Raw genomic sequence first — 26,597 nt, forward strand, 5'->3', positions numbered from 1 at the left:
GCGGCGGCTTTGGGTGATCTGGTTAAGGGGCTCATCGAACCGATCGCGAAGCGATGGAGCGCGACGATGGGCGGTCCTCTGCTGATGTTCTGGCTCGCGGGCGCGCTGATCGTGCTCTGGCCCAAGGGCTCCGGTGCACCTCCGTGCCATGCATCGATGTTTTCGGCGGACAAGCTCTGCACCATCGCCGGGCAGGGCGTCGTCGGCCCGATCGCCCTCTCCTCGACAGTGACCGCGCTCGTCGTGATCTCTGCATGGGCCCTGTCCGCGTCGGCAACTTTCGTACTCGAAATCCTCGCGGGCAATTGGGGCACCTCTCGACTCGCATTGGCACACACGCGGCGTCGGACGGCCCGCCACCGCTCCAGTCGCACCGCTCTCGCCTCGGTCTGTCCGACACCTCCGGGGCTCAGCGGCGATCGCCTCGATGCTTGGCAAGTGCAGAGCGGCTGGCGCGCGGCCAGAAGGCGCGCAGCGTCGGCACGCTATCCGCGTCCGCGCGACCCTGAACCGCTGCTGCCTACGGCCCTCGGAAACGCGCTCATCTCGCTGCCCGCGGAGATACGGCGCAGGTACGGGCTCGAACTGGTGGTCTGCTGGGATCTATTCGTCAAGACGCTGGAGACGCCCGCGCGCGACGAGTTGGCGGCCGCCGCGACCCGTGTGCTGGCCCGCGTGCAGGGAGTGGTCTGTGCAGCAGCAGCCTGTGTGTGGGGCTTGCTTCTGCCAGGATTCTGGCCGCGCCTGATCTGGGTAGCGGGATGTTCGATGCTCGTCTGGGGAGCGCATCGGGCGCTGAGAGCGGGAGTCGACGCGTACAGTCGTCATGTAAGCGATCTGTTCGCTCTTCACCGGATCCGGCTCTACCGCGCGCTGGGGTTCGCTCCGCCCGCGACGACGGCGGACGAGGTGCAGTGCGGGGACACCCTTAGTGCGTTCCTGTCCCGCGCTCGTCCTCCTGGCACTGCACCTATGCCGTACAACTGGCCTGCTACGTGATCCGTTGCGGGTTTGCGGCAAGGTACCCATCCCATGGGGGCGACACCGTCTGCGGTAGGCGTGCGAGTCGCCCTCCCCGTCATCCGCTCTCTGGCGAGCGGCCAGGCGCCTCAGACGACGTTGTGGATGTTGTGCTCGGTCAAGTCGGATGCGTGCCGGGCGACAGCGCGGTAGTCGGCATCGTCGTGCAGAACGGCCAGGCCATGGTGAGCCGCGGTGGCGGCGATGACAAGGTCTACCGCAGAGGCACTGCGATGCTCCCCGGCCCGAGCCATCCGGTGTTGCACCGCGCTGATCCAGCGTCCCGCGTTCTTCGGTACTGACACGTCGGGGTAGAGATCACTGAACATCTCCGTGATCTCTTCGTACTCGCGTCCGCTCCGGGCGCTGTGGAGAAATTCGGCGCGCTGCACATAGCAGGATGCGATGGCCCCGGCATCGATCGCGTCGTACCAGGCCGATTGCAGTTTCGGGTCACGCAGCAGCCGGACCAGGCCGGAGGTGTCGAGCAGGTAGATCACCGGCTGTGCTTCTCCGCTCGGTGCAGGCGCTCGGCGTCCTCGACGGCACCCCAGTCACGCGCACGCTCGAAGTGACGGCTGATACGTGCCGCCCGCTCCTGCTGCTCGGCGTAAAAGTTCAGAGCGAGATTGACCGCCTCCTTCTTGGTCCTCACCTTGGCCAGAGCCATGGCGCGTTCCAGGGCGTCGTCGTCGATATCGATCTGGGTCACAGACATGCCGCGCCTCCCAGGCAATGTTGGCTATGTACATAGAAGAATACGTCATCAACATCGGCAGTTCCACGTCTGGGCACAGGCTCCCAGCATGTGCGGTCGCGACGGATACTCTGGATCAGTCCATGAAGCGATGTGTCCGTACGGACGTCCCGCGGCCCCCCTCTCGGCTGCTGGGAAGCCCGTGCCCATAGCGTGCCCGTGAGGGCGGACAGTCACGGTCAACAGCGGTGCGACCGCGCTTCCTCGGGCACCGCACCGGAACGCATATGACCAGGTCGGAAGCCATCCAGCCCGCCAAGCGCCGTCGCTTCCCAAGCTGAGAGTGCGAGTTCGCTTCTCGTCACCCGCTCCATATTGAAGCCCCAGGTCAGTGGCCTGGGGTTTGTTTGTTGTCTAGTCCAATTCAGGGGTGTCCGGGCGTCATTCCGGCAGTCCCTGCCCCGAGTTGTCCCCGATGGGGAAGACGGGGCAAGTGTCGCCGCACCCCGTGGTGATCACCCCGTCCGACGCTCGAGCGGCTCGGGTGGTCGCTCTATGCCGCCGGGCTCGGAAGCCGCGTCACCGCGGCCGCTGCCGAACTCCAGGAAGCGGGCCGGAAGCTGGACCTGCTGATCGAGCTCTCCGCCGATCCGGATGCGGCACACCGCCCGCGCTCGACGATGGCGGCAGCATCTCTCACATGGCGCGCAGGCCCCGGTCGGCGAAGGCGATCAGCCACTCGAAGCTCTCGTCGATGTCGGCGCTCCACTGGAAGCCGTTGTCCGCCTGCAAGGTCGCGAAGCCGTGGCAGAGGCTGCGGAGCATGCGCAGGGCGTGGTCCACGTCGGACTCCGGGATCTCGTAGCCGCGCAGGACCGCCATGAACGCGCCGAGCAGCCGCTGACCCGCGGTGGCCAGCGGATCGTCCGGGCCGGACGGTTCCATGCCGATCGTCGCGGCGTACCGGCCGGGGTGCTCCAGGACGAAGGCGCGGAAGGCGCGCGCGGCGGCCGCCAGGGCGTCGCGGCCCGCGTGCCCCTGGATCGCTCCGCCGACGGCGTCGGCGGCCTCGTTCAACGCCAGGGCCGCGATGCGCCGGTTGAGGTCCTCCTGGTTGCCCACGTGCTTGTACAGGGACGGGGTGCGCACCCCCACCCGCTCGGCCAGCAAGCCCATCGTCAGGTTGGCGAAGCCCACCCCGTCGGCGAGGGCGGCACCGGCCGCGACGACGGCCGCCGGGTCCAGGCCGGCCCTAGGCACGAGCGGCGTCCGTTCGGAGGAAGGCGAGCATGAGCGAAACCATCCGGTCGGAAAACTGGTCGTGCGGGTAGTGCCCGGCACCCTCGATCATCTCAAGGCGTCCGAGGCCGGACGGCAGGGCGTCGATGATCGCCGCCCCCTCGGCGTGCGGGTCGGCCCAGTCGGGGTCGAGCGTGCCCATCACGACCAGAACCGGGCAGCGGACGTTACCGAGCTGCGAGCCGGCGTCGGTCGGGGCGCTGCGGCCCATGCCCTGCAGGGCCTTCATCCGGCCCGGCTCGCGCAGCAGGGAGTCGATGCGACCGAGCCGCTCGGCCCAGTCGGCCGGCTTCACGCCGGGGTAGGCGACGTCGAGGTACGCACGCCAGAGCGGCACGCTGCCGAACGCGCCCGCGCCGAGCAGCCGCAGCATGCCCCGCCGGAAGCGCTTGACCCGCAGGTCGCCGAGGCGGATCGACTGCTTGCGGGTGAACGGCGCCAACTCGACGACGGCGGTGATCAGCGAGGGCTCCTGTGCCGCGGCGATGGTGGCGGCGCCGCCGGAGATCGAGTGGCCGACGAGCACGGCCGGGCCGCCCAGGTGGCGGATCACGGCGAGCAGGTCGTCGGCGATGGCGGTGCGGCTCCAGGCCGGCCAGTCGGCGCCGGACTCGCCGCAGCCGCGCAGATCGACCGCGGCGACCTGGTAGCCCGCCGCCACCAGTTGCGGGATCACGGCACGGTACGCGGCGCGACTGTCGCCCATGCCGTGCGCGAGAACGATCAGCGGGCCGGACCCCGCCACCTCGTAAGCGATCGTGCCGCCGTCGACGGCGAGGTACTCGGTCATGACATCCTCCAGCGTGGCTAATCCCGTTAGCTACAAGCTAATCTCGTTAGCCAAACCTGTCAACGACGAAGCCGTCGGCACCGTCAAGGACAGCGCCGGGCGCACCGGGCTCGAGCCGGCCTTCCACAAGGGCGTCGGCACCGCCGAGGTGATCATCGACCCGAAGAGCAGCACGCTCCTGGGGCTCCGCGAGCCGTGGCGGAGCGAGAAGAATCAGCGACAGGCGACGTACCTGTCCGTCGGCCTGACCGACACGATCGGCTGACGGACGACGCGCAACGGTGCACGGCCCCGTCCGGGACCGTACGCCGTGACCGCGGCGCCCGCCTGCACCGCAGCCGGCGCGCCCACGCCGGTGACCTTCACTTGCCAGGTCGGGCACAAGTCGCTGATGGCGCGGGGTCGGACCTGGTCACGGTGACTGATCACGACGGCGAAGTTCTACGACCGGTCCCACAGCCACGGTCGGCTGGAGACCCGGGTGGTGCAGGTCCTGACCGGCAAACGCACACACGAGACGGTCTACGCACTGACCGACCTCACCAGCCGCCAGGGCGCTCGCAGTGGACCATCGAGAACCGGCTCCACTTCGCCCACGTCGCCTGCGACACCACCTTGGCCGAGGCGCCTCGAAAGTGACCCCTTGGCCGGGTCAGCGGCCGGCGGGGGCGTCCCCGCGGAACGCCCCGGCCACCACGGGGACCAACTGCCGCTCGATCTGCTCGGCGGACAGCGCGGCCAGCTCGGTGCCGATGGGTGCCAGCGCGAGCCAGTTCAGCAGGCCGGCCGCGCATCGCGTACGGAAGATCAGTTCCTCCTCGTCGACTCCGGGAAGGTTCGGGGCCAGCACCCGGACGACGCCCCGGCGACTCCGGTCGAACTTGCTGTCCAGCCGATGCCACCCCTGGGGCGGATCGATGCCGACGCGCGCCACCGTCCGCATCACGTCCAGGTCTTGCCCTCCGGCCGCCAGTGCGCGCACCATCGGCCGGGCGAACGCCGCCGCCACTTCATGGAGTGTCGCGGTGGAGGCGAGGGAGTCGAGTTCCAGGATCTTGTCGTCCAGATACCGTTCCAACGCGTGCTCGATCGCCGTGTCGCACAGCTTCTTCAGCGACCCGAAGTGGTAACTCACCGCGGCGACGTTGGCTCCGGCGCGATCTGTGATCTCGCGGAGGGTCACGCCCTCCTGGCCCCGCTGCGCGAGCAACTCCAGGGCGGCCGTCTGGAGGCCGTCCCGTGTGCGCTGACCGGCCTCCCGGCGTAGGTCCGTCTTTTCCGCCCGTATCATGCAATGTACTCAAGCATATGCTTGAGTACATTGTCAACAGTCGCCTCGCGGATCGAGGTCGAGCGTCGAGCGTCGAGCGTCGGTCGCCGAACGCCACACCGGCCCGGATCGCTGCCACAGACCCGGCACAGATCCGGCCTGACCTGCCGCGACGCGGGTGGACACGCATAACCCCGTGGCTGCGCGACCACAGAATTCAAACAATGGCTTGACAGTCCACACTGCCCTTCATAACGTTAAGCGAGCGTTTGAATTACTAAGAGCGCGACGGAGACCGTTGCGACGGATCCCGAATCCTGAGTACCAACCTGGAGGAACACGACATGAAGCTGCTCAGCCGGAAGTCGATCACCGCCGCGGCCGCGGTAGCTGTCCTGGGTGGTCTTTCCATCGCCGCTGTGCCGTCACAGGCCGCGAGCCCCGCCCACAGCGGGGCAGCGGTCCACAGCGACACGGCCGCCCCTACCCTGACCGCACGCCAGCTGGCGAAGCTGCCGCTCACCGACCGCCACCTGACCAAGCACGAGAAGGCCAACCTCGCGATCGTCCTGCGCGATTACTACGTGGCGGAGGGCAGCCACATCGACGTCCCGACGTTCGTCAACAGCTTCACCAAGGACGGCGTCTTCAACGACATGGTCGCCGGCCAGGCCTATCGGGGGGAGGCGCTCGGCAGCGTGCTGCCCTACATGAAGGGCCTCTTCTCCAATGTTCACCGTGACCTCAAGCGCATCACCGTGAACGGCGACGTGGTCAGCATCGAGCTGTCGATCCAGGGCACGTTCGATGGGCAACTCGCGTCGCCGACGGGCGGCGTCGTCAAGGGGAACGGCCACAAGGTCGACGCGCCGACTGCCGACTTCTGGTACCTGAAGAACGGCAAGGTCAAGACGTTCAACTGCTTCGTCGGGTACTCGAAGATGTACCACGACATGGGCGTGGACTTCGACTGGGCCTCGGCGGTCAACAAGCACTGAGTCGTTTCCCGGCGGGTGATGCGCGGCGCTACCGGCCGCGCATCACCCGCCAGGGATCGGCTGCCGGCACGCCGGTGCAACCCGGTCATCCTCGGTTCCGGCGAGCTACCGGACGAGATCCTCGTCAACGCGGTCGAACCGGAGCGATTCGCCGAGGCCCGCGGTGAGTACGCCGACAGGCTGCGCATGCTGGCCAACCGCCGGCACCTGCGAACCGGCCGATCCGGCGGACGAGTTCGACCGCGTGGGCGACCTGATTGCGCAACCAACTATTAAGGAGCGCGTGCCATGACGACCCGGCTCGGCATCGGTCTTCCGCAGAATCGGCAGTACGACCTCGGCAAGGACGTGCCCGACGTGGCACGGGCCGCCGAAGCCATCGGATACGACAGCCTCTGGGTGTATGAACGGGCCCTGTTCCCGGAACCCCAGACCCAGCCGCTGTACGGCGTCCAGGGCCTGCCCTGGCCCGACTCCTACCGGGGCGTGGCCGAACCGCTGGTCACGCTGACCCTCGCGGCGGCGGCCACCGAGCGGGCCGAGCTGGGCACCGCGGTGCTGGTGGCCCCGCTGCACGTCCCCTTCCAACTGGCCAAATCCCTGGCCACGCTGGACGCGGCGAGCGGCGGCCGGGTGGTCGCGGGCCTCGGCACCGGCTGGTCCCTCGACGAGTACGCGGCGGCCGGGGTACGCCCGTTCGAGGAGCGCGGCAAGGTCATGGATGAGGTGTTCGAGGTGTGCCGGGCGGTCTGGGGCCCCGACCCGGTGGTCTACGAGGACGGCCGGATCACGAAGATCGCTTCGGCGGTGGTCGGGCCGAAGCCGGCCCGGCCGATCCCGATCCTGGTGCCTGCCAACACCCCGCGGGCGATGCGCCGGCTCGTGGACCACGCCGACGGCTGGCTGCCGTACGCCGACGGCCCCGATCAGGTGGCCGCGAGCTGGCGCCGGTTGCGGGACCTCGCCGCCGAGCGGGGCCGCACCCGGCCGCTGCGGACGGTGGTACGCGTGAACCCCGACTACACCGCCGAACGGTTCGAGGGGCCGGACCGCCGGCCCTTCCAGGGCGATGTCGAGCAGATCGTCGCCGATCTGATGGAGTACGCCGAGGTCGGTCTCGACGAGTTCCTGGTCGACCTCTCGTGGGCCGCGCGGGACGCTCAGGAGCTGAAGGACGTGTCCGCCGAGGTGTACTCGGCGGCCCGGGCGGCCGGTTTCTGACCAGTCCGCCCGGTCCTCGGGCAGTTCCACCGGCGCGATCTCGTCGTAGACGTCGCCGGGACCGGGGTTGGCCTCGGCGGGCCGGTGAGCGTTCGGCTCGTCTGTACAAGCCTGCCCCCTGCGCAAGCCACTCCCCGCCCCGAAGGTCATGCACAGGCAAAATGCTAGGATCCGGCCACTTGCCTGGGGGGCGGGACGTCATCTGTGCCGCGGGTCCGTGACCTGCGGCTCAACGGCGCGCGCAAGTCTCTCCAAGCCTTCGCCTACCGTCCTTGGAGAGGTTCTGAATGGGCAGACGTGCGCTCGTACGAGGCGCCACCGCCGCAGCCGTTTCCTTCACACTGGCTCTCGGCCTCGACTCGCTGACGGTCGGCAGCGCGCACGGTGACACGGTCACCGGAGAGGTGGTCGTGCCGGCCGCCACGGCCATGGTTCCCCGGACGGGCCTGCTGAGCGCGGGGCCCTCGGGGTTCCTCCGGTACGAGGAGGGGCGGGGCCAGCTGTGGACGACGTACGACGGTGTCGACACGGTCGTCGACGCATCGGGCACGGACGTGTACGGCGTCACGAGTACCGGCGCGGGCTCGGACGTCGTCGCCCGCTATGACAGCTCCGCCAGGACCGTGACGCTGCGGAACATGACGTCCGGCCAGGTCAGCACGGTTGCGCTGCCCGACGGACACGCGTACTTCAGCACGCTCGGGTCGACGGTCGTCACGACCGCGGGAACCCCTGGCACCGACTCCGTGTGGCATCTGCTGGACGCCCGGGCCGACGGCTCCGTCTCCGACCGCACGGTGGAAGGGGTCCCCTCCGGCGTCTACCTGTGGACCGCCGCGGGGCTGGGCGACGCGCGCGGGCAGGTCGTGCGGTATCGCAAGGGCGACGACACGGTCACCGGGTGGCTCGACGTCGAGCAGGGGCGCTTCACCGCCCTGCCGTACGACGTGCTGCCGTGGTACGACCAGGTCGCCCTCAGCCCGACTCATCTGGTGTGGTGCTACGACGGCGTCCTGCACATCGCCTCCCGCCAGAACCCGGCCGCCGCCGTGCGGACCGTACCGGTCGGCGACATCTTGCAGGTGCTGGGCCTGGTCGGCGACAACGTCATCGTGTCCCGGTACGACTCCTCCCTGGGCAGCCGCGACACCAGCCGCGCGGTCTCCCGGGTCGAGGCCGTCCCCCTCGACGGCTCTACGCCGCGGACGCTGCTGGCCAGGACGTCACGGCAGGCCATGCCGACTCCGGACGGCGGGCTCCTGGTCGCGGGCGGCGCCGACACGGACCACTGGGGTGTCTCCCTCGTCGAGGCCACCGAGGGCGGCGGGGTCACCGTGCGCAGGATCGCGGACGCGTACCCCCGGCAGACCGTCCACACGGTCTCGCAACTGACCCTCTCTCAGGGGAGGTTGACCACCGTCGAGCAGGACCCCGTGGGTGACTGGTCGTATCTCCACACCCGGGAGACCGGCGTGGCCGACTCCCCCGCGGCGGGGGCACGCACCACCCGCGGCCGTATCGTGCCGGAGGACTTCTCGGGCAGCCGCCCGCGTCTCCTCGACGCCGGTGACGGCCGGACGGTCATCTCCGGCTACGGCACGAGCGCCGCCCAGCAGCCCCAGCTCCTCGGGGCCGACCGGTCGCTGCCCGGCACCCGGATCGACGGCTCGCGCAGCTATCAGACCGCGACCGCCGCGAACGGCCGTTTCGCCGCCCTGACCAGGCCGTACAACAGCGCTGGAGCGGCCGAGACCCGGGTCGTCGACCTCGACTCCGGGCGCACGGTGTACACGACGACGGACACCGTGCAGGCGATCTGGGGCACCACCCTCTGGGTGAGGTCCGGCAACGACAGCGTGGCCCCCGTCGACCTGCTGACCGGGCAACAGGGCGAGCCGGTGTGGTTCGGGCGCGGCTGCCTGCTGAACGACTTCCAGGCGGTCGGCCGTTGGCTGCTGTGGAACTGCGTGCTCAACTCGGAGGGGCAGGGCGTCTACGACACCGTCACCAAGCGGAACCTGACGCTCGCGGGCTCCGACTGGGAACAGGCGCAGCTCGGTGACGGCTTCGTCGCGACGGTCGAGGCCGGGCAGCTCAAGGTGATCGACGTCCGCAGCGGGACGCCCGTCTCGCACACCGCCGGGAAGTTCGAGGGCAACGCCTGGGACGTCGACCCGTACACCGGCGTGATCGCCCAGCTCCGCTCCGACAACACCATCCGTCTGACCTCCAGTGACGTCCCCGTCTCCGCCCTCGTCCAGCGCGACGCCACCGTCGCCACCTCGGTGGACGTCAAGGGTGGCGCCACGCAGTGGAGCCCGAAGTGGTGGCTGAACAAGCCCGCGGCCTCCTGGAAGCTCGTGATCGGCGACAAGGCCACCGGTGCGGCCGTGCGCACGCTCTCCGGTGGTCCGGCGCGCGGTGTGGTGACCCCGGCGTGGAACGGCAAGGACGGCTCCGGCCGGCTGGTCCCCAACGGCGCCTACACCTGGACGCTGACCGTCACCCCCGCGGACGGGCAGGGCACGGCGCTGACGAAGACGGGCACGGTCAAGGTCACCGGAGCCGCCGCGGTCCGCCGCGACTTCGTCGGGTCGGACGGCTTCGGCGAGCTGGTGACGCTGAACGGCTCGGGCGGGCTGACGTACCAGTACGGGGCGGGGAAGGGAACGTTCACCGGGAAGCGGACGGGCTCCGGGTGGCCGACGACGGTGAAGGCGGTGCCCTTCGGCGACCTGAGCGGTGACCGGTGCAACGACGTGCTCGTCCGGTTCAGCAGCGGCGCGTTGCGCGCCTACCGGCCCGCGTGCGGGGCGGCGGTGACGCCTTCCACCGCGTACACCTCGCTGGGCACGGGCTGGAACCAGTACGACGTGCTGACCTCGCCCGGGGACATCAGCGGTGACGGTCGGGCCGACCTGATCGCCCGCCAGTCCTCGACCGGCGACGTCTACCTCTACAAGGCGACGAGCACCGGCAAGCTCTCCGCCAAGGTGAAGATCGCGTCCAAGTGGACGGGCTACAAGAAGATCGTGGGCGCCGGCGACCTCAACGGCGACGGCCACGGCGACCTGCTGGCGCAGGACAAGTCGAACGAGCTGTGGCGCTACGACGGCACCGCGACCGGCAAGTTCAAGAGCCGCGTGAAGGTCTTCAACGACTGGGGCGCGTCGTACAACGTGATCGTGGGGGTGGGCGACATCACCGGCGACGGCAGGGCTGACCTCGTCTCCCGCGACACCTCCGGCACCGTCTGGCGCAACAACGGCAACGGCAAGGGCTCCTTCGGCGGCCGTACGAGGATCGCCACTGGCTGGCAGGGGTACAAGGGCCTGTTCTGAGCCGGCCTTCGCCACTGCCCCGCGGGCCCGGACGACGTGGTTCGTCCGGGCCCGTTCCATGCCGCACGCCCAAGACACCCCGGCCACCGGATGCCATGGGGCAACATGATTCAAATCAGTTCGGGTTGTGGTTCCGGTTGCGGCGCTGGTGCGGGCTTCGGTTCCCACAGTTTGGTGGTCCGTACGTAGCCGTAGACCACTGAGGTCATCGCCAATATGAGAAAAGGTCCGGACACCCGCGGATGCTCTGCCATCTCCAACGGCAGATAGCGATAGGACACCAAGAGCGCGGCGAAGACCGTTGCACCGTAAGCGACCAGCCGGATCCCTGATCGATCCCAGCCACGGTCGAACGAGCGCAGAGCTGCCTCGATCGTGAGCGTGAACACCACGCCGGCGATGAGATCCGCGCCGTAGTGGTAGCCGAAGCCCAGCGTTGCGCCGAGCGTGGCAATCAGCCACAACGTGCCTGCGATTCGCAGAATCCGTGGGCCCTTCCGGGAGTGAATGAAAATCGCTGTTGCCCACGCCGTGTGCAGGCTGGGCATGCAGTTCCGCGGGGTGATCTCGTCGAATGGCATGTGGTGCGGGGTATTGATCGGCGGCGGCGTCTCCGGCCACAGGTCGGCCACCGCCCAGTGCTCGCTGGGCGGCGCTTGCGACCACAGGCTGGCCGTCGTCCAGTGCTCGACGCCGGTCCCGTAGGCGAAGACCGGTCCGACCACCGGAAAGATCATGTAGAAGGCCGGCCCGAGGAGGCCGATCACCAGAAAGGTGCGCAACAGATGGTGGCCCGGGAAGCGACGCTCGACCGCCACGTTACGCAGTTGGTACAGCGCGACGACGACCGCGGCCAACGCGAGTTGACCGTAAACGACGTGGAGCATGTTGAAGCCGATCGGGCCGGTGGCCGTGACGATCCGGCCTACCAGCCACGACGGGTTGCCCAGCGCGTGATCGGCGGTTGCCACGTACTGGTCGAGCACCGCTGGGCGGGTCTTGGCGGTGACGAACAGCCAGGTATCGCCGATCGTGCGGCCGACCACCAGCAGCAGGCCCAGCCCGACGCCCTTCAGCAGCAGGGCACGTTCCCGGCCGGTGCGACGCGTGACAGCGATGACCGCACAGCCCAGAAGCACCCACAACGCGCCGGTGCCGACGGGATCGCAGTCGGTCGTCCTGGCGCCGACCGCCCACCGGACCACCAAGAAGGCGACGTCGATACCGATCGCGGCACCAGCCGCGATGAACCGTTGCCGCCAGGTGAGCACCACCATCATCAACGCCATACCGGCATACAACAAGAAGCCTGATTTGGGGGCGAATACCGCATCTCGCACCTCGTTGGTGATCGGCCCGGGCAGGCCGTAGCGACGTGCGACGATCTCCAGCGCAATGTGGAATCCGAGGGTCGCGACACCCGCTACGGCCCAGAGTCTCGCCCGCGGTCGACGCCACACGGAGAACGCGATTCTGCAGTTCATTCGCGAAGAAGACTGCGTTGGTATATGTCTCAATTCTTGGCCTATTTGATAAATTTTAGTCAAAGGTCAGGATGGGTTTCGCTCGTCACCTTCCGGTCGGGGCCATTTTCTACCTCACGAAGAACAGCCCGCCCGACGGGGGAAGACGGAAAGTTCACAGTCCGGGTTCCGGCCTCGTACTTGACGGCAGGCCTGTCGTCGCCCCGCGCATCAACGGACACGCGTATCCGTGTGCGGTCGCGACGGACCCACTCGGCCGACCTGCGAGTCGGGGCCGCCCCAGGCTCTGCCGGAACCGCCCCAGGTCATCGGCCTGGAGGGACTCTGAGCGGGGGTATCTTCCGCGGCTTGTACGCGCGGGCGGCCGCTCCGTCCGCACACGGGCCGGCCAAGCGGCTCGACAAGGTCATCCGTCGTGAACAAATGCTAGTATCCGCCCGCTTGTTCGGGGGGATGGGGCCCTCCGTCGGGGAGGGGAACCAAGTGACTCGTCATACCTTCAGGCGTGGCTCTCTTGCCACGATCATCGGGTTGGCGCTCTCTGTGTCAGCCGTGCCGCTGGTGGCGCCTGCGCACGCGGACACCGCAACGGAAATCACCGTTCCGGCCACCATGGGCACGACTCCGCGCACGGCGTATCCGCAGAGCGCGGGGGCCTCCGGCTTCCTCGAGTACCGCTCCACCGCCGAGGGTTACGGCCTCTGGTGGACCGGCTACGACGGCAGCCGAAAGCCGGTGGAAGGCGGCGAGCGACTCGGGCCGCGCACTCCGGGTGCGTACGGCACCGGTTCGGACGTCGTCGCCCTCCGCACGTCCCAGGGCAGTGGTGGGCAAGTCCTGCTCCGGGACATGGGAACCGGTACGACGGGGACCGTGGTCATCCCGGCGGACCAGAGCTACATGCAGACGTACGGGCGCACAGTCCTGACCGGCACGTCGACAGGTGGGGAACGGACTCGGCTGTTCCTGCTGCACAACGAGAACGGCAGCACGGTGCAGAAGCCCGTGACCGGACTCCCGGACGGGACGGTCTTCCCCTTCTTCCCCAAGGGTTCCACCTCCGGCCTCCTCGTCAACTACAACGGCCCGGACCAGGTCCTCCACTACGCCTGGGTGGATGCGGAGACCGGTGCCGCCACGATCTTGCCTTCACCGGTGGCGAACATCGACACCGTGGTGGGATCCGACTACCTGGTCAGCTACAGCGGGTCCCGGGCGCGGGTGTACGCCCAGGGTGCCTACGACGCTCCCTCGCACGAGGTCGCGTTCCCCCACAACTCCGGGGACAAGATCCTTGGCGTCGTCGGTGACGCGCTCGTCGTCGCGCGGCGCAGCGACTCCTCCGTCTGGAGTGTGTCAGCGCTGCCCTTCGACGGCTCCGCGGAACTGCCCCTGTTCAAGCGGGCGGATCCCGCTGCCTTCGTGACCCCCGACGGCGGTCTGGTCCTCGCCGGCGGGGAGTCCTCTCTGGACTACGGCATCGCCAAGGTCGAAGCGGGAGCCGACGGTCTGCCCCGGGCCCGCCGGATCGTGGGCCTTCCGGCGGTGCCCATCGGGATCGAGTCGCTCGATCTGAGCGGCGGTGAGCTGATGACCTACGAGTCCGGCGACGGGGCGACGCACCTGTACAGCCGCTCGCTGGTCACGGCGGGGGCTCTGACGGCGGGCACGCGCACGGACCGGGGAGCGACCCAGAGGTGCGGGGTCATGGCCGGGGACCGCGGGAGCTGTCCCGACCTGATGGGTACGGGTGACGGCCGGGCGGTCATCCGGAACACGGCCGGGGAGGTCTCCGTCCTGGACCGGGGTCAGTCCCTTCCCAGCACCGTGTTGGCCTCGGGCCTCCAGGACAACCACGGCCTCGTGGACGTCGAGGGCCGGTATGCGGCCTGGCGTGGGCCCTCGCCCGCGGGAGACGGCCTGATGGTGGCGGATCTGGACACACGGAAGGTAGTGCGCACCCGCACGGGCGCGGCCGGTGCGGTCCCCTCCGCCCTGTGGGGGGAAACGCTGTGGGCGGCGGCCGGGGACGGCAGTGTCACGGCCACGGAGGTGCGTTCGGGCAACACGATCACGTCGTTCAGGGTGGTCGGCAGTGGCAGCAGCTGCGGTCTGGGCGACTTCCAGGCGGTGGGACGCTGGGTGTACTGGTCCGGCTGGTGCGATCTTCCCCAGGGCAGCGTGCAGAAGACCTTCGTGTACGACACCCGCAGGAAGACGCTCATCGCCGTGCCCACCGGCAGAGAGGCGCGCCTGGGCGACGGCTTCCTGGTCACGCGTGACTCCACATCCGGAGCGCTGAACCTCACGGACGTCACGAGCGGCTCCGCGGTGAGTCGGACCCTCGCGGCCAAGGCCGGAAAGTGGGACGTCGATCCGTACACCGGCCTGGTCGGTTACGTGGACCCGGCCTCCCAGGACATCCACGTCCTACGGAGCGGCATCCCCGCCACGGACATCGCGGTCCTGGGGGCGAGGACGCAGCCTTCGGTCGCCCTGGTGAACTCGTCGTCCTCGTGGGACGGCACGTGGTGGCTGTCGAAGCCGGCCGCGTCGTGGACGCTGGCGCTCAGGAGCAAGGCGACCGGGGCCACCGTGCGCACTCTGTCCGGTGGCGCCGCACACGACGCGGTCCACACGTCCTGGAACGGCACGACGTCGACGGGCGCGTATGTGCCGAACGGCACGTACAGCTGGACACTGACGGTGGCCCCGGCCGACGGGCTCGGTGCGTCGGCGACGGCGTCCGGCTCGCTGAAACTGACCGGTGGCGCCGCGGTGAGACGCGACCATGTCGGGTCCGACGGCATCGGTGACCTGCTCACGCTCACCCCCCAGGGTGCGCTCTCCTTCCACCGGGGCGACGGCGCCGGGAAGTTCTCGACGAAGACGTCGGCTTCGGGCTGGCCGGCCTCGATCACGGTGGTGCCGTTCGGAGACCTGAACGGTGACCGCTGCAACGACGTGCTCGTGCGGCTCACCAGCGGTGCGCTGCGGGCGTACCGCCCGGGGTGCGGCAAAGCCCTGACGACATCCACGCCGTACACCACGCTGGGAACGTCGGGCTGGAACCAGTACAACGTGCTGACCTCACCGGGCGACATCACCGGTGACGGCCGGGGGGACCTGATCGCCCGCCAGGCGTCCACCGGTGACATCTACCTGTACAAGGCCACAAGCAGCGGAAAGCTCTCGGCACGGGTGAAGATCTTCTCCAAGTGGTCCGGTTACAAGAAGATCATCGGCGTCGGCGACCTCAACGGTGACGGGTACGGAGACCTGCTGGCGCAGGACACGTCGAACAAGTTGTGGCGGTACGCGGGCACGGCGACCGGCGGCTTCAGGGCACGGGTCAAGGTGGCCGACAACTGGGGTGCCTCCTACAACGTCGTGGTGGGCGCCGGCGACATCACCGGGGACGGGAGGGCGGACATCGTCTCCCGCGACACCTCCGGCAAGCTGTGGCGCAACAACGGCGACGGCAAGGGCTCCTTCGGTCCCCGCACCGAGATCGCCGCCGGCTGGCAGGGCTACAAGGCCCTGTACTGACCGGCCGCGACAGGTCGCGTCCGAGGGAGTGCCCAGCCCCTGACCGAAGCCATCCGGCTCGGGAAGTACCGTCGCTTCCCGAGCCGAAAGCGCGAGTTCGATTCTCGTCACCCGCTCCAGAAGAAGCCCCCAGGTCATGGACCCGGGGGTTCTTCGCCGCCCGAAGCAGTGGTTCGCACGTTGCTTGGGTGCCGTCCCGTCGAGTCCTGCGGGCACTTCACGCTGCCGCCCTCGCCACCGCCTCAATACCGGGACCGAATCGTCCAGCACCCCGCCGGAAGCCGTCCAAAAGGATGCAGGACTGCTGCGGTTGATCACGCCGGCGCCCACACCGTCGGTGAGGTGTCAGGGTGTTGAACCGGCCCACTGCGGGTCGAGGAGGCCGCAGGCGATGTCCAGGGCCGCGTCCATGACGTCCCGGCCACCGCTCTCGGCTTCCTCGCCCGCCAGGTGCAGTGCGGAGATGGCCAGCTTGACCCTGAGTGCCGCGACAGGGCCGTCCGCCCCCGTGAGTACGCCCGGACCCGCCAGCAGGTCGAACAGAGCGATGACCTGGGCCTGAACCTCTGCGGCGAGCGGCTGTTCACGCAGCGCGGGCTCGTTCACCTGGATGAGGCGTGCCGCGGCCGTGACTCCGTCGACGGTCAACTCGCCGTATCTGCGGAGCAGTTCACGCTGGGTTTCGGGCCCCGAGGGCTGCTGCTCGCCCCACTCGATCAAGTCGGCGACCGCGCCGGAGAAGTCCGACAGGACGGCCGCGAGGATCTCCTCCTTGGACTTGTAGTGGTAGTAGAGGGCGGCCTTGGTGATGTTCAGCCCCTCCGCGATCATCCGCAACGAGGTGCCCTCGTAGCCGTACTCGGCGAAGAGTCGCAACGCCACGCGCTGGGCGCGCTGACGGGTGTCGGTACGGCGTCCGGCCATGGATGTCCTCTTTCCCTGCGTGGCCTTCAACCCTACGGCCGGTCCCGTCGCGTCCGGCCGATCCGGCCCCACCCTCCATCACTTGCCGACCGACAGGCAATGGGGCTATGGTGTGCACATCCCCATTGTTTTACCTGTCGGCAAGTAAAGCAATGGAGTGACGCAGTCCGCCATGGCGTGCTCGACCCACGATCCCGACTCCCCGTGCGAGAGGTGTCTCACCGCGATGACGACCACGGACAACGAACCGGGCGGCGCTGCGGCACCGGGCGCGGCCCCGTTACCGGAACGCCGCTGGTGGGGGCTGGCAACCATCGCCCTCGCCCAGCTGATGATCACCCTGGACACGACCATCGTGACGATCGCGCTACCCACGGCCCAGAGCGATCTCGACCTGTCCGACGCCAACCGCCAGTGGGTGGTGACGGCCTACACCCTGGCCTTCGGCGGCCTGCTGCTTCTCGGCGGCCGTGTCGCCGACCGCCTGGGCCGCAAACACACCCTGCTGATGGGCGTCCTGGGCTTCGCCGTCGTCTCCGGAATCGGCGGCATGGCGCAGTCCGGCTGGATGCTGATCGCGGCCCGGGCCGGCCAGGGACTCTTCGCCGCCCTACTGGCCCCCTCCACCCTGGCACTGCTCGTGACGATGTTCCCCGAGCAGGCCGAACGAGGTAAGGCCATCGGCATCTACACAGCGGTACTCACCGCGGGCGGCGGCCTCGGACTCGTCGTCGGCGGCCTCCTCACCAGCACTCTGGACTGGCGCTGGTGCATGTACGTCAACATTCCGATCGCCCTGACCGCCACCGTGGGCGCCGTCCTCACCCTGCCCGATCCGCCCGGCCGGGCGGAGGCGCGCATGGACGTCTTCGGCACGATCACCGGCTGCGGTGGCATCGCCGCCCTGGTCTACGGCTTCTCCGAGGCCGGTGCGCGCGGCTGGCACGCCGACCGGGTCTTCGGGTCGCTGGCACTGGCGGGCGTTCTGCTGATCGTCTTCGTGATCCTGCAGGCCAGGCGGAGCACCCCGCTGCTGCCCCTGCGCATCCTGACGGACCGCAACCGGGGCACGGCCCTCGCCACCGTCGCGCTGGCCACGCTCGGGCTGTTCGGCGTCTTCCTCTTCCTCACCTACCAACTCCAGACCGTCATGGGCTACTCCGCGGTCAAGACGGGCGTCGCCCTGCTGCCGCTGGTCGCGATGAACGTCCTCGGAGCCACCCAACTCGCCGGCCGTCTGCTGCCCAAGGTCCCGCCCCGGACTCTCATCGTGCCCGGCCTCCTGGCCGCGGCGGCTTCGCTGGCCCTCCTCACCCGGCTCACTCCGGACAGCTCCTACCTCAAGGTGATCGTCCCTGCCGAGATGCTGCTCGGACTGGGCATCGGCACCCTGTTCGGGCCCACCGTGTCGGTCGCCACCAGCGGCGTCGACCAGCGCGACGCGGGCGTGGCCTCCGCGACGGTCAACACCGCCCAGCAGGTCGGCGCCTCGATCGGCACCGCGCTGCTGAACACCATCGCCGCGGGCGCCGGCGGCACCTACCTCGACGAACACCGGAACGGCACCGACCTGATACGCGAGGCCACCGTGCACGGTTACGCCGTGGCCGCCTCCTGGGCGCTCGGCATCATGCTGGCCACCGCGGCGCTCGTGACCGTAGTGATCAACGCCGACCCGCGCAGGACCACCCCGCAGAGCCGGCCGCGCAACGAGAAGGCGGCTGCCGGCACTCGTATCGGCTAGCCCGCGAACCCGGCCGTCACATGCGCGAGCCCGACGGCCCCTTCATGCCGCACAACCAGCACACGGACGTACACACCTACGTGCATACGCACACACAGGAAGGACGACATCATGGCGCTTCGCATCCCGAAGGCCGAGCTCCCCAGCGAGCTCAAGGAAAACATGGTCAAACAGCTCGGTGCCGTACCCGAGAACGTCGAGGTGCTGTGGCACAGCCCCGAAGTCACCCAGGACAACCTGGAGTTCGGCGGCAAGGTGGGCGCGTGGAGCGCGGCCGACGCGAGCCTCAAGTCGTTCGCGCACATGGCCGTCGCGTCGCAGGTCGGCTGCAGCTGGTGCCTCGACATCGGCTACTTCCAGGCGCAGAACGAGAACCTGGACCTGACCAAGGCAAGCCAGGTACCGCGCTGGCGGAGGTCGGAGGTGTTCTCGCCGCTTGAGCGGGATGTGATGGAGTACGCCGAGGCCATGACGAACACACCGCCGACCGTCACCGACGAGCTGTACGCGAGCCTGCTCGACCGGCTCGGTCCCACGGCGATGATCGAGCTCACCGCGTACATCGCCTACGTCAACCTGGCGACCAGGGCCAACGTGGCGAACGGCGTCACCTCACAAGGCTTCTCCGACGCCTGCGAGATCCCGCTGGCCACACGCCCCGAGACGTCCGATGCGGCCTCGACAGCATGACCGAGGCGCAAAGTCTGTTCACCGGGTGAACGGCCAGGAAGTTCACTCGGTGAACGCCCCGGGCCACTCAGTCAGACGGCATCAGGACATGTCGCCTCGGGCCCCATCGCACTCTCTGTCCGCCACCGACGTTCTCGCGATACGGCGCCAGCCCCAAAGCGTGCCCATAAGACCGGTAGACCACTCGTCACCCGCTCTTCTGCAAAGCCCCTTGGGACCTGGCTCGCGGGAGCCTCTCCCGGTTCGCGTCCACCGATCGGTGGACGCGAAGTTCAACCGGGTACCTCTGCCCGCCAACTGCACTGGCCAGCAAGGCTTTTGGGCATGAAATCATTCACTGTGCGCATGGCCCGTTGGAGCGCTCGGCACCCCTGGCGGGCCATCGTCGGCTGGCTCGTGTTCGTGGTGCTGTGCCTGGGGATCGGCAGTGCCGTCGGCACACACAGCGCGACGACGGCCGACTACCGGGTCGGCGAGGCCGGCCGGGCGGAGGCGATGGCCGCCCAGGGCCATCTGGAACGCAGGTCCACCGAGCAGGTGCTGATCTCCTCCAGGTCGGGCCCCCTCGACCGGGCCGCGGCCGAGGCCGCCGCGAAGGACCTGACCGCCCGGATGAACCGGCTGCCCGAGGTGGCGGGCGTGGCCGACCCGCTGCTGTCCGGGGATCGCCGGATCCTCATGGTCGAGGTGGCCCTCAAGGGCGAGGAACGGGACGCGAAGGACAAGGTCGACGCGCTGCTCGCCCAGACCGAGGCCGTGGGGAAGGCGCGTCCCGGGCTGCTGCTGGAGGAAACCGGGAGTCCCTCCATCAGCAAGGGAGTCGACCAGCAGCGCGGCGACGACCTGGCGCTGTCGGAGGAGATCACGCTGCCCATCACCCTGGTCACCCTGTTGATCGTCTTCGGGTCCGTGACCATGGCGGGGGTGCCGCTGCTGCTGGCTCTGTCGTCGATCGCGGCGGCCGTCGGGCTGTCGATGGTGGCCTCGCACCTTTCCCCCGACGCCGGGGTCGGCACGAACGTCATCCTGATGATCGGCCTCGCCGTCGGCGTCGACTACACGCTCTTCTACCTCAAGCGGGAGCGCGAGGAGCGCGTCCGCTCGGGTGGCCGGCTGAGCGCCGAGGCGCTGGTGGAGCTGGCCGCGGCGACCTCGGGGCGGGCGGTCGTGATCTCCGGGCTCGCGGTCGTGGCCTCCACCGCGACGCTGTATCTCGCCTCCGACGTCATCTTCTCCTCGCTGGCCACCGGCACCATCGTGGTCGTCCTGGTCGCGGTGGCCAGTTCCCTGACGGCGCTGCCGGCGCTGCTGGTCAAGCTCGGACAGCGGGCCGAGCGCGGGGCGCGGCGCCGTGCCGGGCGCGGAAAGCCGGCGCGCCGGACACGGGGCGACGGCGGCGGCCGCGTGTGGGCCGCGCTGCTGCGGCCGGCGAGCAGGCACCCCCTGGCCACCCTGTGCGTCTCGGTCCTTGCCCTGCTGGCGCTCGTCACCCCGTTGGCCGGGTTGAAGATCACGGAGATGAGCCGGGACACGCACTCCCGGGACATCCCCGCCATGCGGGTGTACGACCGGCTCAACGAAGCCTTCCCGGATCAGCGGGTCACGCACCAGGTCGTCGTACGTGCCGACGCCGCGCGCTCCGGCGAGGTCACCCGGGCACTGCGCGAACTGGCCCGACGCGCCGACGCCGACCCGCTGTTCGCCGGCGCCTCGGGGATCCGGACATCCGCCGACCACCGGATCAGCGTGCTCGAGCTGAAGGTGCCGTACCTGGGCAACTCCGACCAGGCGTACGACTCCCTCGACCACCTGCGGGACGACTACCTGCCCGCGACCGTCGGCCGGATCGACGGGGCCGAGTTCGGAGTGAGCGGGGACGTCGCCCGGTACGCCGACTATCCCGCTCACCAGAACGGCAAACTCCCGCTGGTCCTCGGTGCGTTGTTGCTCGTGACCTTCGCGATGACCACATACGCGTTCCGCTCGGTGGCGCTGGGCCTGATCGGTGTCGTACTGAATCTGCTGTCCGCGGCAGCGGCGCTCGGACTGCTCGTCCTGGTCTTCCAGGGAACCTGGGCCGAAGGGCTGTTGGACTTCCACTCCACGGGTTCGATCGGCTCGCGCGTACCGCTGTTCCTCTTCGTGATCCTCTTCGGGCTCTCGATGGACTACCAGGTGTTCGTGGTGAGCCGGATCAGGGAGGCCGTGCTCACGGGCGCGTCCACGAGGCAGGCCGTGCTCGATGGAATCCACAGGTCGGCGAGCGTGGTGACGAGTGCCGCGGTGGTGATGACGACCGTGTTCGTGAGTTTCGTCTTCCTGCACATCATCGAGATGAAGCAGATCGGCTTCGTCCTCGCGGTGGCCGTGCTGCTCGATGCCTTCGTCGTCCGGATCATGGTCCTGCCGTCGGCGATGCTGCTGCTCGGTGAGGCGAGCTGGTGGCCCTCACGGCAAGCCGGGCGAAGGGCCGCGGCCTCAGCCCGAACGGCCGACGGGCGACCGGTGGTCGACGTACGTTGATCGGCATGACCGCTCTCGCCGACCCCTTGGCCGACGCCTTCTGGGCCACTTCACTGCGCCGGTGGAACGCGGTGTGCTGGGCGCTGTTCGGTGCGATGGCCGTCGGGCTGGTGACGGCGGCCCCGCCCGGCGGAAGCAAGTACAAGGCACTCGCGCTGCTGGGCTGCGTGGTGCTGTGCTACGCGGTTCTCGACCGCTTCCCGGGCAATCCAGTTGTACGTCCGCAGGTCTACCTCTCGGTGCTCGTGCTCGTACTCGGCGGGCTGGCGTATCTGGGCAGCAGTTACGCGGCGCTGTTCATGGTGACGCTGCCGCACTACTGGATGTTCGGGCGTACTCCGAGGGCTTCGATGGGGTTCCTCGGAGCGGCCACCGGTGCCACGCTGACCGGGGCCCTGGTCAGGCAGGGCTGGTCGGCGGAGTTCTTCGGCGAGACGCTGGTGTCCACCCTGATCGTGGTCGCGGTGGGTGTGCTGATCGGCCTGTGGGCACACTCGGTCGTCGCGCAGAGCAGCGAACGGGCGCGACTGATCAAGGAGTTGGAACGGGCACAGGAGGAACTGTCCGAGGCGCACCAACGGCAGGGCGCGGCGGACGAGCGGGAACGCATGGCACGGGACATCCACGACACGCTCGCGCAGGGCTTCGCATCGATCATCGTGCTCGCGGAGGCGGCACGGGCGGGGATGTCCGACGATCCGGCGCGCAGTGACCAGCAGTTGCGGTCGATCGAGTCCACCGCTCGGGAAAACCTCACCGAGGCCCGGGAGTTGGTCGGCTCGGCGACGCAGCCGGGTCCGGGCCGGGTGGCGGCCGGTTCGGTGGCGCAGACTCTGCGCCGCACGCTGGACCGCTTCGCGGAGGACACCGGGCTCGCCGTGGACGCCGACCTGGCGGACCTCGAGTGCGACCAGCAGACCCGGATCGCGCTGCTGCGCTGCACCCAGGAGTCCCTGGCCAACGTGCGCAAACACGCGCGCGCGTCCACGGTCGGCGTGGTGCTGGTCCGGCGGCCGTACGGAGTGGAGCTGGAGATCACCGACGACGGAACAGGGTTCGTGGTGAAGGAGTCGACGGGCTTCGGGCTCGACGGCATGCGCAAACGGCTGGCGGAGCTGGGCGGGAGGCTCACGGTGACGAGTTCGGTGGGCGACGGGACGCGGATCCTGGCGATGATCCCCATGGCGAGCGAGGTGGAGGCATGAGCGAGGGAAGTCTGCGCATCGTCGTGGTGGACGATCACACGGTGATGCGGGCCGGAGTGGTCGCTCTGCTCGCCGCCGAGGACAGTATCGAGATCGTCGGCGAGGCGGGCGACGGACGCGCGGCGCTCGAACTCGTCGAGCGGTACGACCCCGACGTGGCCCTGGTCGATCTGCGGATGCCCGTCCTGGACGGGGTGGCGACGACGGCCGAGATCGTCGTCCGGTTTCCGCGTACCCGGGTGCTGATCCTGACGACGTACGACACGGACATCGAACGCGGAGTGGAGGCCGGTGCCATCGGCTACCTGCTCAAGGACACCACGCGCGAGCAGCTCGTCGACGCCATCCACTCGGCGGCACGCGGCGAGACGGTGCTGGCTCCTCGGGTCGCCGAGAAGCTGGTCGCGCGGATGCGCAGACCGGCCCAGGACCCGCTGACCGACCGCGAGACCGACGTCCTCAACGCGGTGGCCGACGGACTCACCAATGCCGAGATCGGCAGACGCCTCGTCATCGCCGAAGCCACGGTGAAGACACATCTGCTGCGCCTGTTCGCCAAGCTCGATGTCAACGACCGGACGAGAGCGGTGGTGGTGGCCATGGAGCGGGGGCTCCTGCGACGGCCTTACTGATCGCTTGACCTCGTCCGTCCCGCGGCGCATGGCAGCCTTTTCGATGAACGCCAGGTCCAAGGACAGCGCCCCCGGCCTTCACGACCGCGTACGGCGGATCGTGAAGGCCGACTTCGTGCTGGGGGACCGCATGCGCCGGTCGGTGTGGCGCGCTGCGTTTTCGTGGGGCTTGGGTTACTTGATGTACCAGGGTTACTTGATGTAGACGAGGCTGTCGGTGGTGACGGTGGGACGGCCGCTGGTGCCGACCACGACGATCTTGATGGTGTGCTTGGCGCTGCTGGACCAGGTCTTGGTCCAGATCGCCTGCCGGTACAGGGTGGTCGAGGACTTCAGGTCGACGGTGGAGATCTTGGTGCCGTCGACGTAGATGTACGCCTGGCCGGAGCTGGCGGCGCGGGAGACCACCCAGGCGACGGAGCGGCCGGTGAAGGTCCAGGTGAGGCCGGCGCCCTTGGAACCGCTGGAGTAGGACTGCCCGCCGAGGTAGCTGGTGGAGGAGCGGGTGGTCCAGCTGCCGGACTTCGTGGCGGCGGTCTCCTGCAGGATCACCGGGGTGTACGAGGGGGACGACGTGCGGTAGTTACCGGCGTAGTCGTAGGCCCGCATCGACCAGGTGGTGGCGGCGCCGGACTTGACGGTGCGGTTGGACGTGGTGGTGGTCGGGCCGAAGGTGGCGGTGGTGGGGGACAGCAGCTTCACCTCGCGCAGGGCCTTGTCGTCGGTGGCCTTCCAGCCGAGAGCGACCGGGACGGCGCTGGTGCTGACGGTGCCGGAGCGCAGGGAGAGCTTCGGGTTGGTGGTGAAGGTCGGTGCGGTCGTCTCCGCGACGACACTCAGCGCGGCACTGGTCGCGGTCTTGCCGGACTGGTGCACGGCCCGCACGGCGACGGTGTGGCTGCCCAGTGGCAGGGTGGCGCCGACGGAGGTGGCGGTTCCGGAGGCGGTGGCGACGCTCTTGCCGTCGACCAGCAGCTCGAACTTCGAGATCAACGACGCCGGTGTGGTGGCCGTCCAGCGGACGGTGATGCCGCCCTTGGTGTAGTACGTCGAGCCCGAAAGGGCCGCGCCGTCGACCGAGCTGACCTTCAGGCCCTGCACCGGGCCGGACGCCCAGGTGCGGATGGTCGGCAGTTGGTCGTAGAGCAGGCCGCCGGGGCACTGTGTGTTGAAGCCGTCCCGGTGGCCGGAGATCCGCTGGAAGGTGTATTTGCTGCCCGCGGTGAAGTCGGTGCTGAAGTAGTTGTGCTGGCTCGCGCCCGCGGTCAGCTGGGTGGTTCCGGCGGGATCGGCGCCGTACTGGCCGAGCTTCCAGGCCGCCAGGCGGGCGACCGATGCCAGCGTGGCGTTGGTGGCGCTGGTGGTGGTGTAGTCACCGAGCACCGCGACGCCTGCGGCCTCCCGGTTCCAGCCGTAGGTGTGTGCGCCGAACACCGGAAGGTCGACGCCGCCCTTGCGGCCCTCGAAGATGGTGCCGCATTTGTCGACGAGGAAGTTGTAGCCGATGTCCTTCCAGCCGCTGACCGGAAAACTCAACGGTCAGGTGGGGATGGCGAGATAGCCCCTCGGTGGTGACGGTCGGGGGCTGGTGTGGGGTGGTGGGGTTGTGGGATGTCAGGTGGCTGCCGGGGTGAGGGTGACGTCGTGGCCGAGGGCCTTGAGCTGGCGGACGAGGTCGCGGCTCTTGCGGCCCGGGTCGAGGTTGCGGGTGTGGAAGTCGGGGCCGAGGTCTCGGTAACGGGCGGTCGGGTCGTTCATGAGGTGCCAGACGGCGACCAGGATGGAGCGGGCGACGGCGACCAGGGCTTTCATATGGCCGCGGCGTTTGACGATCCTGCGGTAGCGGGCGCCGAGGAAGGTGTCGGTCCGTGCGGCGGAGATCGCTGCTTCGCCGAGGGCGCCGCGGAGCCAGGGATTGCCCTTGCCGGTGGGTCCGGAGGTGTTCTTGTTTCCGGACTGGAGGGTGCGTGGGGAGAGTTTCGCCCAGGACACGAGATGGCCGGCGGTGGGGAAGACGGTCATGTCCAGGCCGGTCTCGGCGAGGATGACCTGCGCGGTGCTGGGGCCGACGCCGGGGATCTCGTCGAGGCGCTCGGTGTCGGTGATCGGCATCAGGGTGCCCTGTCCGGGTCCTTCGTCGTCCTCGGTGGTGGACAGCTCGGCCAGACGCAGGGTGATGCGGGCGGTGAGCCTGTCGATCTGCACGGTGAGGTAGTCGATGGTGTCCAGCAGCATCCGGCACATGAAGGCGTGATGTTCTTCGAACCGGCCGGTCAGCGATTCGGCGAGGGTGGCGTGGCTGGCCTTGATGGTGCCGTGGGCCAGGTCCGCCAACGCCTTGGGGCTGCGTTCGCCCGCGATCAGTGCCTCCAGCATCGACCGGCCGGAGACGCCGAAGATGTCGGCGATCACGGTGGACAGCTTGATCTGGGCGTCCTCGAGGAGTTTCTCGGTGCGCTGCTTGTGGCGGGTGCGCTCATGGGTCATGACGGCCCGGGCCCGGGTCAGATCGCGCAGTTCACGGACCGGCTTCGGGGGTACGAACGAGGGCCGGAGCATGCCGCGTTCGGTGAGCTTGGCCAGCCAGACCGCGTCCAGGCGGTCGGTCTTGGGCCGGCCCGGGACGTTCTTGACGTCACGGGCGTTGACCAGCCAGCACTCCAGACCACGCGACTCCAGCAGAAAGAAGTACGGCTTCCAGTAGGTCGACGTCGCCTCCATCACCACCCGGGTGACGCCCTGGCAGATCAGGTGATCGGCCAGGTCCAGAATCGCGCCGCTGGTCGCGACGGTGTTGAAGACCCGCTGCACGCGCTTGCCGGGCTTGTCCTCATGCGGAACCCGCACACAGACCATGCCCGACGCCTTTGCGATATCGATCGCCGCGACACGGGCCACGAGCTCCTCGGCCTGCTCGATCTCCTCGACGCCACCGTCGTCGGTGTCCGCCATGCACAACTCCCTGGTATCGATCCGTACGGGCCGACGCCTGCTCAGGGGGCCGCGGGGGAAGCGAAAATCTGACCGGCGTGCTCGATGGCAACAGTGCGTGGCCCCTCTGCGGCCCCGGCACCAGACTGACCTACGGGCTCAACGTCCCAACGAGCTACCGGCGTCGGCGGGCAGGCGCCGCAGCCATGTTTTCACGCCGGCAAGGCGCACCCGAAGGGAACAGGGGGACTGACCGGAAAACTCAACGGTCAGGTGGGG

General features: G+C 69.0%; 20 protein-coding genes. 11 read left to right on the forward strand and 9 right to left on the reverse strand.

Annotated features, from left to right (window positions below; translation table 11 throughout):
* Window positions 1–9: 9 nt before the first annotated feature.
* Window positions 10–999: a hypothetical protein gene (locus OG568_RS24945; protein ID WP_329533170.1), complete on the forward strand. Its 990-nt coding sequence runs from the start codon at window positions 10–12 to the stop codon at window positions 997–999.
* A 110-nt stretch (window positions 1,000–1,109) separates the two neighbouring features.
* Here the strand turns inward: OG568_RS24945 and OG568_RS24950 are convergent, their stop codons facing one another.
* From OG568_RS24950 to OG568_RS24965, 4 genes are all read right to left on the reverse strand, one after another.
* Window positions 1,110–1,520 carry a PIN domain-containing protein gene (locus tag OG568_RS24950; protein WP_329533171.1) on the reverse strand — a complete coding sequence of 137 codons (411 nt, stop codon included), beginning with the start codon at window positions 1,518–1,520 and terminating at the stop codon, window positions 1,110–1,112.
* Window positions 1,517–1,738 (reverse strand): type II toxin-antitoxin system VapB family antitoxin, encoded by a 222-nt coding sequence (locus OG568_RS24955; protein ID WP_329533172.1) that lies wholly within the window; start codon window positions 1,736–1,738, stop codon window positions 1,517–1,519. Before OG568_RS24955 ends, OG568_RS24950 begins: the two co-directional genes overlap by 4 nt.
* 675 nt (window positions 1,739–2,413) lie before the next feature.
* Window positions 2,414–2,977 (reverse strand): TetR/AcrR family transcriptional regulator, encoded by a 564-nt coding sequence (locus OG568_RS24960; RefSeq protein WP_329533173.1) that lies wholly within the window; start codon window positions 2,975–2,977, stop codon window positions 2,414–2,416.
* Window positions 2,970–3,806, reverse strand: a complete 837-nt coding sequence (locus OG568_RS24965) for an alpha/beta fold hydrolase (protein WP_329533174.1) — start codon at window positions 3,804–3,806, stop codon at window positions 2,970–2,972. The genes OG568_RS24960 and OG568_RS24965 overlap by 8 nt, the downstream gene beginning before the upstream one ends.
* Here OG568_RS24965 and OG568_RS24970 point away from each other — a divergent pair.
* Complete coding sequence (locus OG568_RS24970) at window positions 3,805–4,071, forward strand: hypothetical protein (RefSeq protein ID WP_329533175.1); 267 nt, start codon at window positions 3,805–3,807, stop codon at window positions 4,069–4,071. The genes OG568_RS24965 and OG568_RS24970 overlap by 2 nt on opposite strands.
* 387 nt (window positions 4,072–4,458) lie before the next feature.
* On the opposite strand, the gene OG568_RS24975 is transcribed toward OG568_RS24970, so the two are convergent.
* Window positions 4,459–5,097, reverse strand: a complete 639-nt coding sequence (locus OG568_RS24975; RefSeq protein ID WP_329533176.1) for a TetR family transcriptional regulator — start codon at window positions 5,095–5,097, stop codon at window positions 4,459–4,461.
* Window positions 5,098–5,420: 323 nt separating this feature from the next.
* Between OG568_RS24975 and OG568_RS24980 the strand changes: the two genes are divergently transcribed.
* The 3 genes from OG568_RS24980 (at window position 5,421) to OG568_RS24990 (ending at window position 10,636) form a co-directional block, all read left to right on the forward strand.
* Window positions 5,421–6,074, forward strand: a complete 654-nt coding sequence (locus OG568_RS24980) for a nuclear transport factor 2 family protein (RefSeq protein ID WP_329533177.1) — start codon at window positions 5,421–5,423, stop codon at window positions 6,072–6,074.
* A 288-nt stretch (window positions 6,075–6,362) separates the two neighbouring features.
* Window positions 6,363–7,295 carry an LLM class F420-dependent oxidoreductase gene (locus OG568_RS24985; RefSeq protein ID WP_329533178.1) on the forward strand — a complete coding sequence of 311 codons (933 nt, stop codon included), beginning with the start codon at window positions 6,363–6,365 and terminating at the stop codon, window positions 7,293–7,295.
* 287 nt (window positions 7,296–7,582) lie between these two features.
* Window positions 7,583–10,636, forward strand: coding sequence for an FG-GAP-like repeat-containing protein (locus OG568_RS24990; protein WP_329533179.1), 3,054 nt, complete (start codon window positions 7,583–7,585; stop codon window positions 10,634–10,636).
* A gap of 110 nt (window positions 10,637–10,746) precedes the next feature.
* Here OG568_RS24990 and OG568_RS24995 read toward each other — a convergent pair whose 3' ends face one another.
* Window positions 10,747–12,120: a phosphatase PAP2 family protein gene (locus OG568_RS24995; protein ID WP_329533180.1), complete on the reverse strand. Its 1,374-nt coding sequence runs from the start codon at window positions 12,118–12,120 to the stop codon at window positions 10,747–10,749.
* A gap of 531 nt (window positions 12,121–12,651) precedes the next feature.
* Between OG568_RS24995 and OG568_RS25000 the strand changes: the two genes are divergently transcribed.
* Window positions 12,652–15,669 carry an FG-GAP-like repeat-containing protein gene (locus OG568_RS25000; protein WP_329533181.1) on the forward strand — a complete coding sequence of 1,006 codons (3,018 nt, stop codon included), beginning with the start codon at window positions 12,652–12,654 and terminating at the stop codon, window positions 15,667–15,669.
* A 345-nt stretch (window positions 15,670–16,014) separates the two neighbouring features.
* Here the strand turns inward: OG568_RS25000 and OG568_RS25005 are convergent, their stop codons facing one another.
* A complete protein-coding gene (locus OG568_RS25005; protein WP_329533182.1) occupies window positions 16,015–16,593 on the reverse strand; it encodes a TetR/AcrR family transcriptional regulator in 579 nt (192 codons plus the stop codon).
* Window positions 16,594–16,819: 226 nt separating this feature from the next.
* On the opposite strand from OG568_RS25005, the gene OG568_RS25010 reads away from it, so the two are divergent.
* The 5 genes from OG568_RS25010 to OG568_RS25030 all read left to right on the forward strand — a co-directional run bounded on the left by OG568_RS25010 (window position 16,820) and on the right by OG568_RS25030 (window position 23,387).
* Window positions 16,820–18,337, forward strand: coding sequence for an MFS transporter (locus OG568_RS25010; protein ID WP_329533183.1), 1,518 nt, complete (start codon window positions 16,820–16,822; stop codon window positions 18,335–18,337).
* A gap of 111 nt (window positions 18,338–18,448) precedes the next feature.
* Entirely contained in the window at window positions 18,449–19,027 is a 579-nt protein-coding gene (locus OG568_RS25015; RefSeq protein WP_266584170.1) for a carboxymuconolactone decarboxylase family protein, read from the forward strand.
* Between the two features lie 324 nt (window positions 19,028–19,351).
* Entirely contained in the window at window positions 19,352–21,550 is a 2,199-nt protein-coding gene (locus tag OG568_RS25020) for an MMPL family transporter (protein ID WP_329533184.1), read from the forward strand.
* Between the two features lie 5 nt (window positions 21,551–21,555).
* The gene (locus tag OG568_RS25025) at window positions 21,556–22,755 is read left to right on the forward strand and encodes a sensor histidine kinase (RefSeq protein ID WP_329533185.1); all 1,200 of its coding nucleotides are present in this window, start codon (window positions 21,556–21,558) and stop codon (window positions 22,753–22,755) included.
* Complete coding sequence (locus OG568_RS25030; protein ID WP_329533186.1) at window positions 22,752–23,387, forward strand: response regulator transcription factor; 636 nt, start codon at window positions 22,752–22,754, stop codon at window positions 23,385–23,387. Before OG568_RS25025 ends, OG568_RS25030 begins: the two co-directional genes overlap by 4 nt.
* 192 nt (window positions 23,388–23,579) lie before the next feature.
* On the opposite strand, the gene OG568_RS25035 is transcribed toward OG568_RS25030, so the two are convergent.
* Complete coding sequence (locus tag OG568_RS25035) at window positions 23,580–24,923, reverse strand: N-acetylmuramoyl-L-alanine amidase (protein ID WP_443077760.1); 1,344 nt, start codon at window positions 24,921–24,923, stop codon at window positions 23,580–23,582.
* 78 nt (window positions 24,924–25,001) lie between these two features.
* Window positions 25,002–26,339: an IS110 family transposase gene (locus OG568_RS25040; protein ID WP_329532552.1), complete on the reverse strand. Its 1,338-nt coding sequence runs from the start codon at window positions 26,337–26,339 to the stop codon at window positions 25,002–25,004.
* Between the last annotated feature and the right edge of the window lie 258 nt (window positions 26,340–26,597).

Source organism: Streptomyces sp. NBC_01450 (genome assembly GCF_036227505.1).
Lineage (GTDB): Bacteria > Actinomycetota > Actinomycetes > Streptomycetales > Streptomycetaceae > Streptomyces.

Excerpts from the sequence above, each read along its gene's own strand:
- OG568_RS24955 (WP_329533172.1), bottom strand. The coding sequence starts at position 1,738 with ATGTCTGTGACCCAGATCGATATCGACGACGACGCCCTGGAACGCGCC.
- OG568_RS24970 (WP_329533175.1), top strand. The coding sequence starts at position 3,805 with ATGACATCCTCCAGCGTGGCTAATCCCGTTAGCTACAAGCTAATCTCG.
- OG568_RS24965 (WP_329533174.1), bottom strand. The coding sequence starts at position 3,806 with ATGACCGAGTACCTCGCCGTCGACGGCGGCACGATCGCTTACGAGGTG.
- OG568_RS24975 (WP_329533176.1), bottom strand. The coding sequence starts at position 5,097 with ATGATACGGGCGGAAAAGACGGACCTACGCCGGGAGGCCGGTCAGCGC.
- OG568_RS24980 (WP_329533177.1), top strand. The coding sequence starts at position 5,421 with ATGAAGCTGCTCAGCCGGAAGTCGATCACCGCCGCGGCCGCGGTAGCT.
- OG568_RS24985 (WP_329533178.1), top strand. The coding sequence starts at position 6,363 with ATGACGACCCGGCTCGGCATCGGTCTTCCGCAGAATCGGCAGTACGAC.
- OG568_RS24990 (WP_329533179.1), top strand. The coding sequence starts at position 7,583 with ATGGGCAGACGTGCGCTCGTACGAGGCGCCACCGCCGCAGCCGTTTCC.
- OG568_RS24995 (WP_329533180.1), bottom strand. The coding sequence starts at position 12,120 with ATGAACTGCAGAATCGCGTTCTCCGTGTGGCGTCGACCGCGGGCGAGA.
- OG568_RS25005 (WP_329533182.1), bottom strand. The coding sequence starts at position 16,593 with ATGGCCGGACGCCGTACCGACACCCGTCAGCGCGCCCAGCGCGTGGCG.
- OG568_RS25010 (WP_329533183.1), top strand. The coding sequence starts at position 16,820 with ATGACGACCACGGACAACGAACCGGGCGGCGCTGCGGCACCGGGCGCG.
- OG568_RS25015 (WP_266584170.1), top strand. The coding sequence starts at position 18,449 with ATGGCGCTTCGCATCCCGAAGGCCGAGCTCCCCAGCGAGCTCAAGGAA.
- OG568_RS25020 (WP_329533184.1), top strand. The coding sequence starts at position 19,352 with ATGAAATCATTCACTGTGCGCATGGCCCGTTGGAGCGCTCGGCACCCC.
- OG568_RS25025 (WP_329533185.1), top strand. The coding sequence starts at position 21,556 with ATGACCGCTCTCGCCGACCCCTTGGCCGACGCCTTCTGGGCCACTTCA.
- OG568_RS25030 (WP_329533186.1), top strand. The coding sequence starts at position 22,752 with ATGAGCGAGGGAAGTCTGCGCATCGTCGTGGTGGACGATCACACGGTG.
- OG568_RS25040 (WP_329532552.1), bottom strand. The coding sequence starts at position 26,339 with ATGGCGGACACCGACGACGGTGGCGTCGAGGAGATCGAGCAGGCCGAG.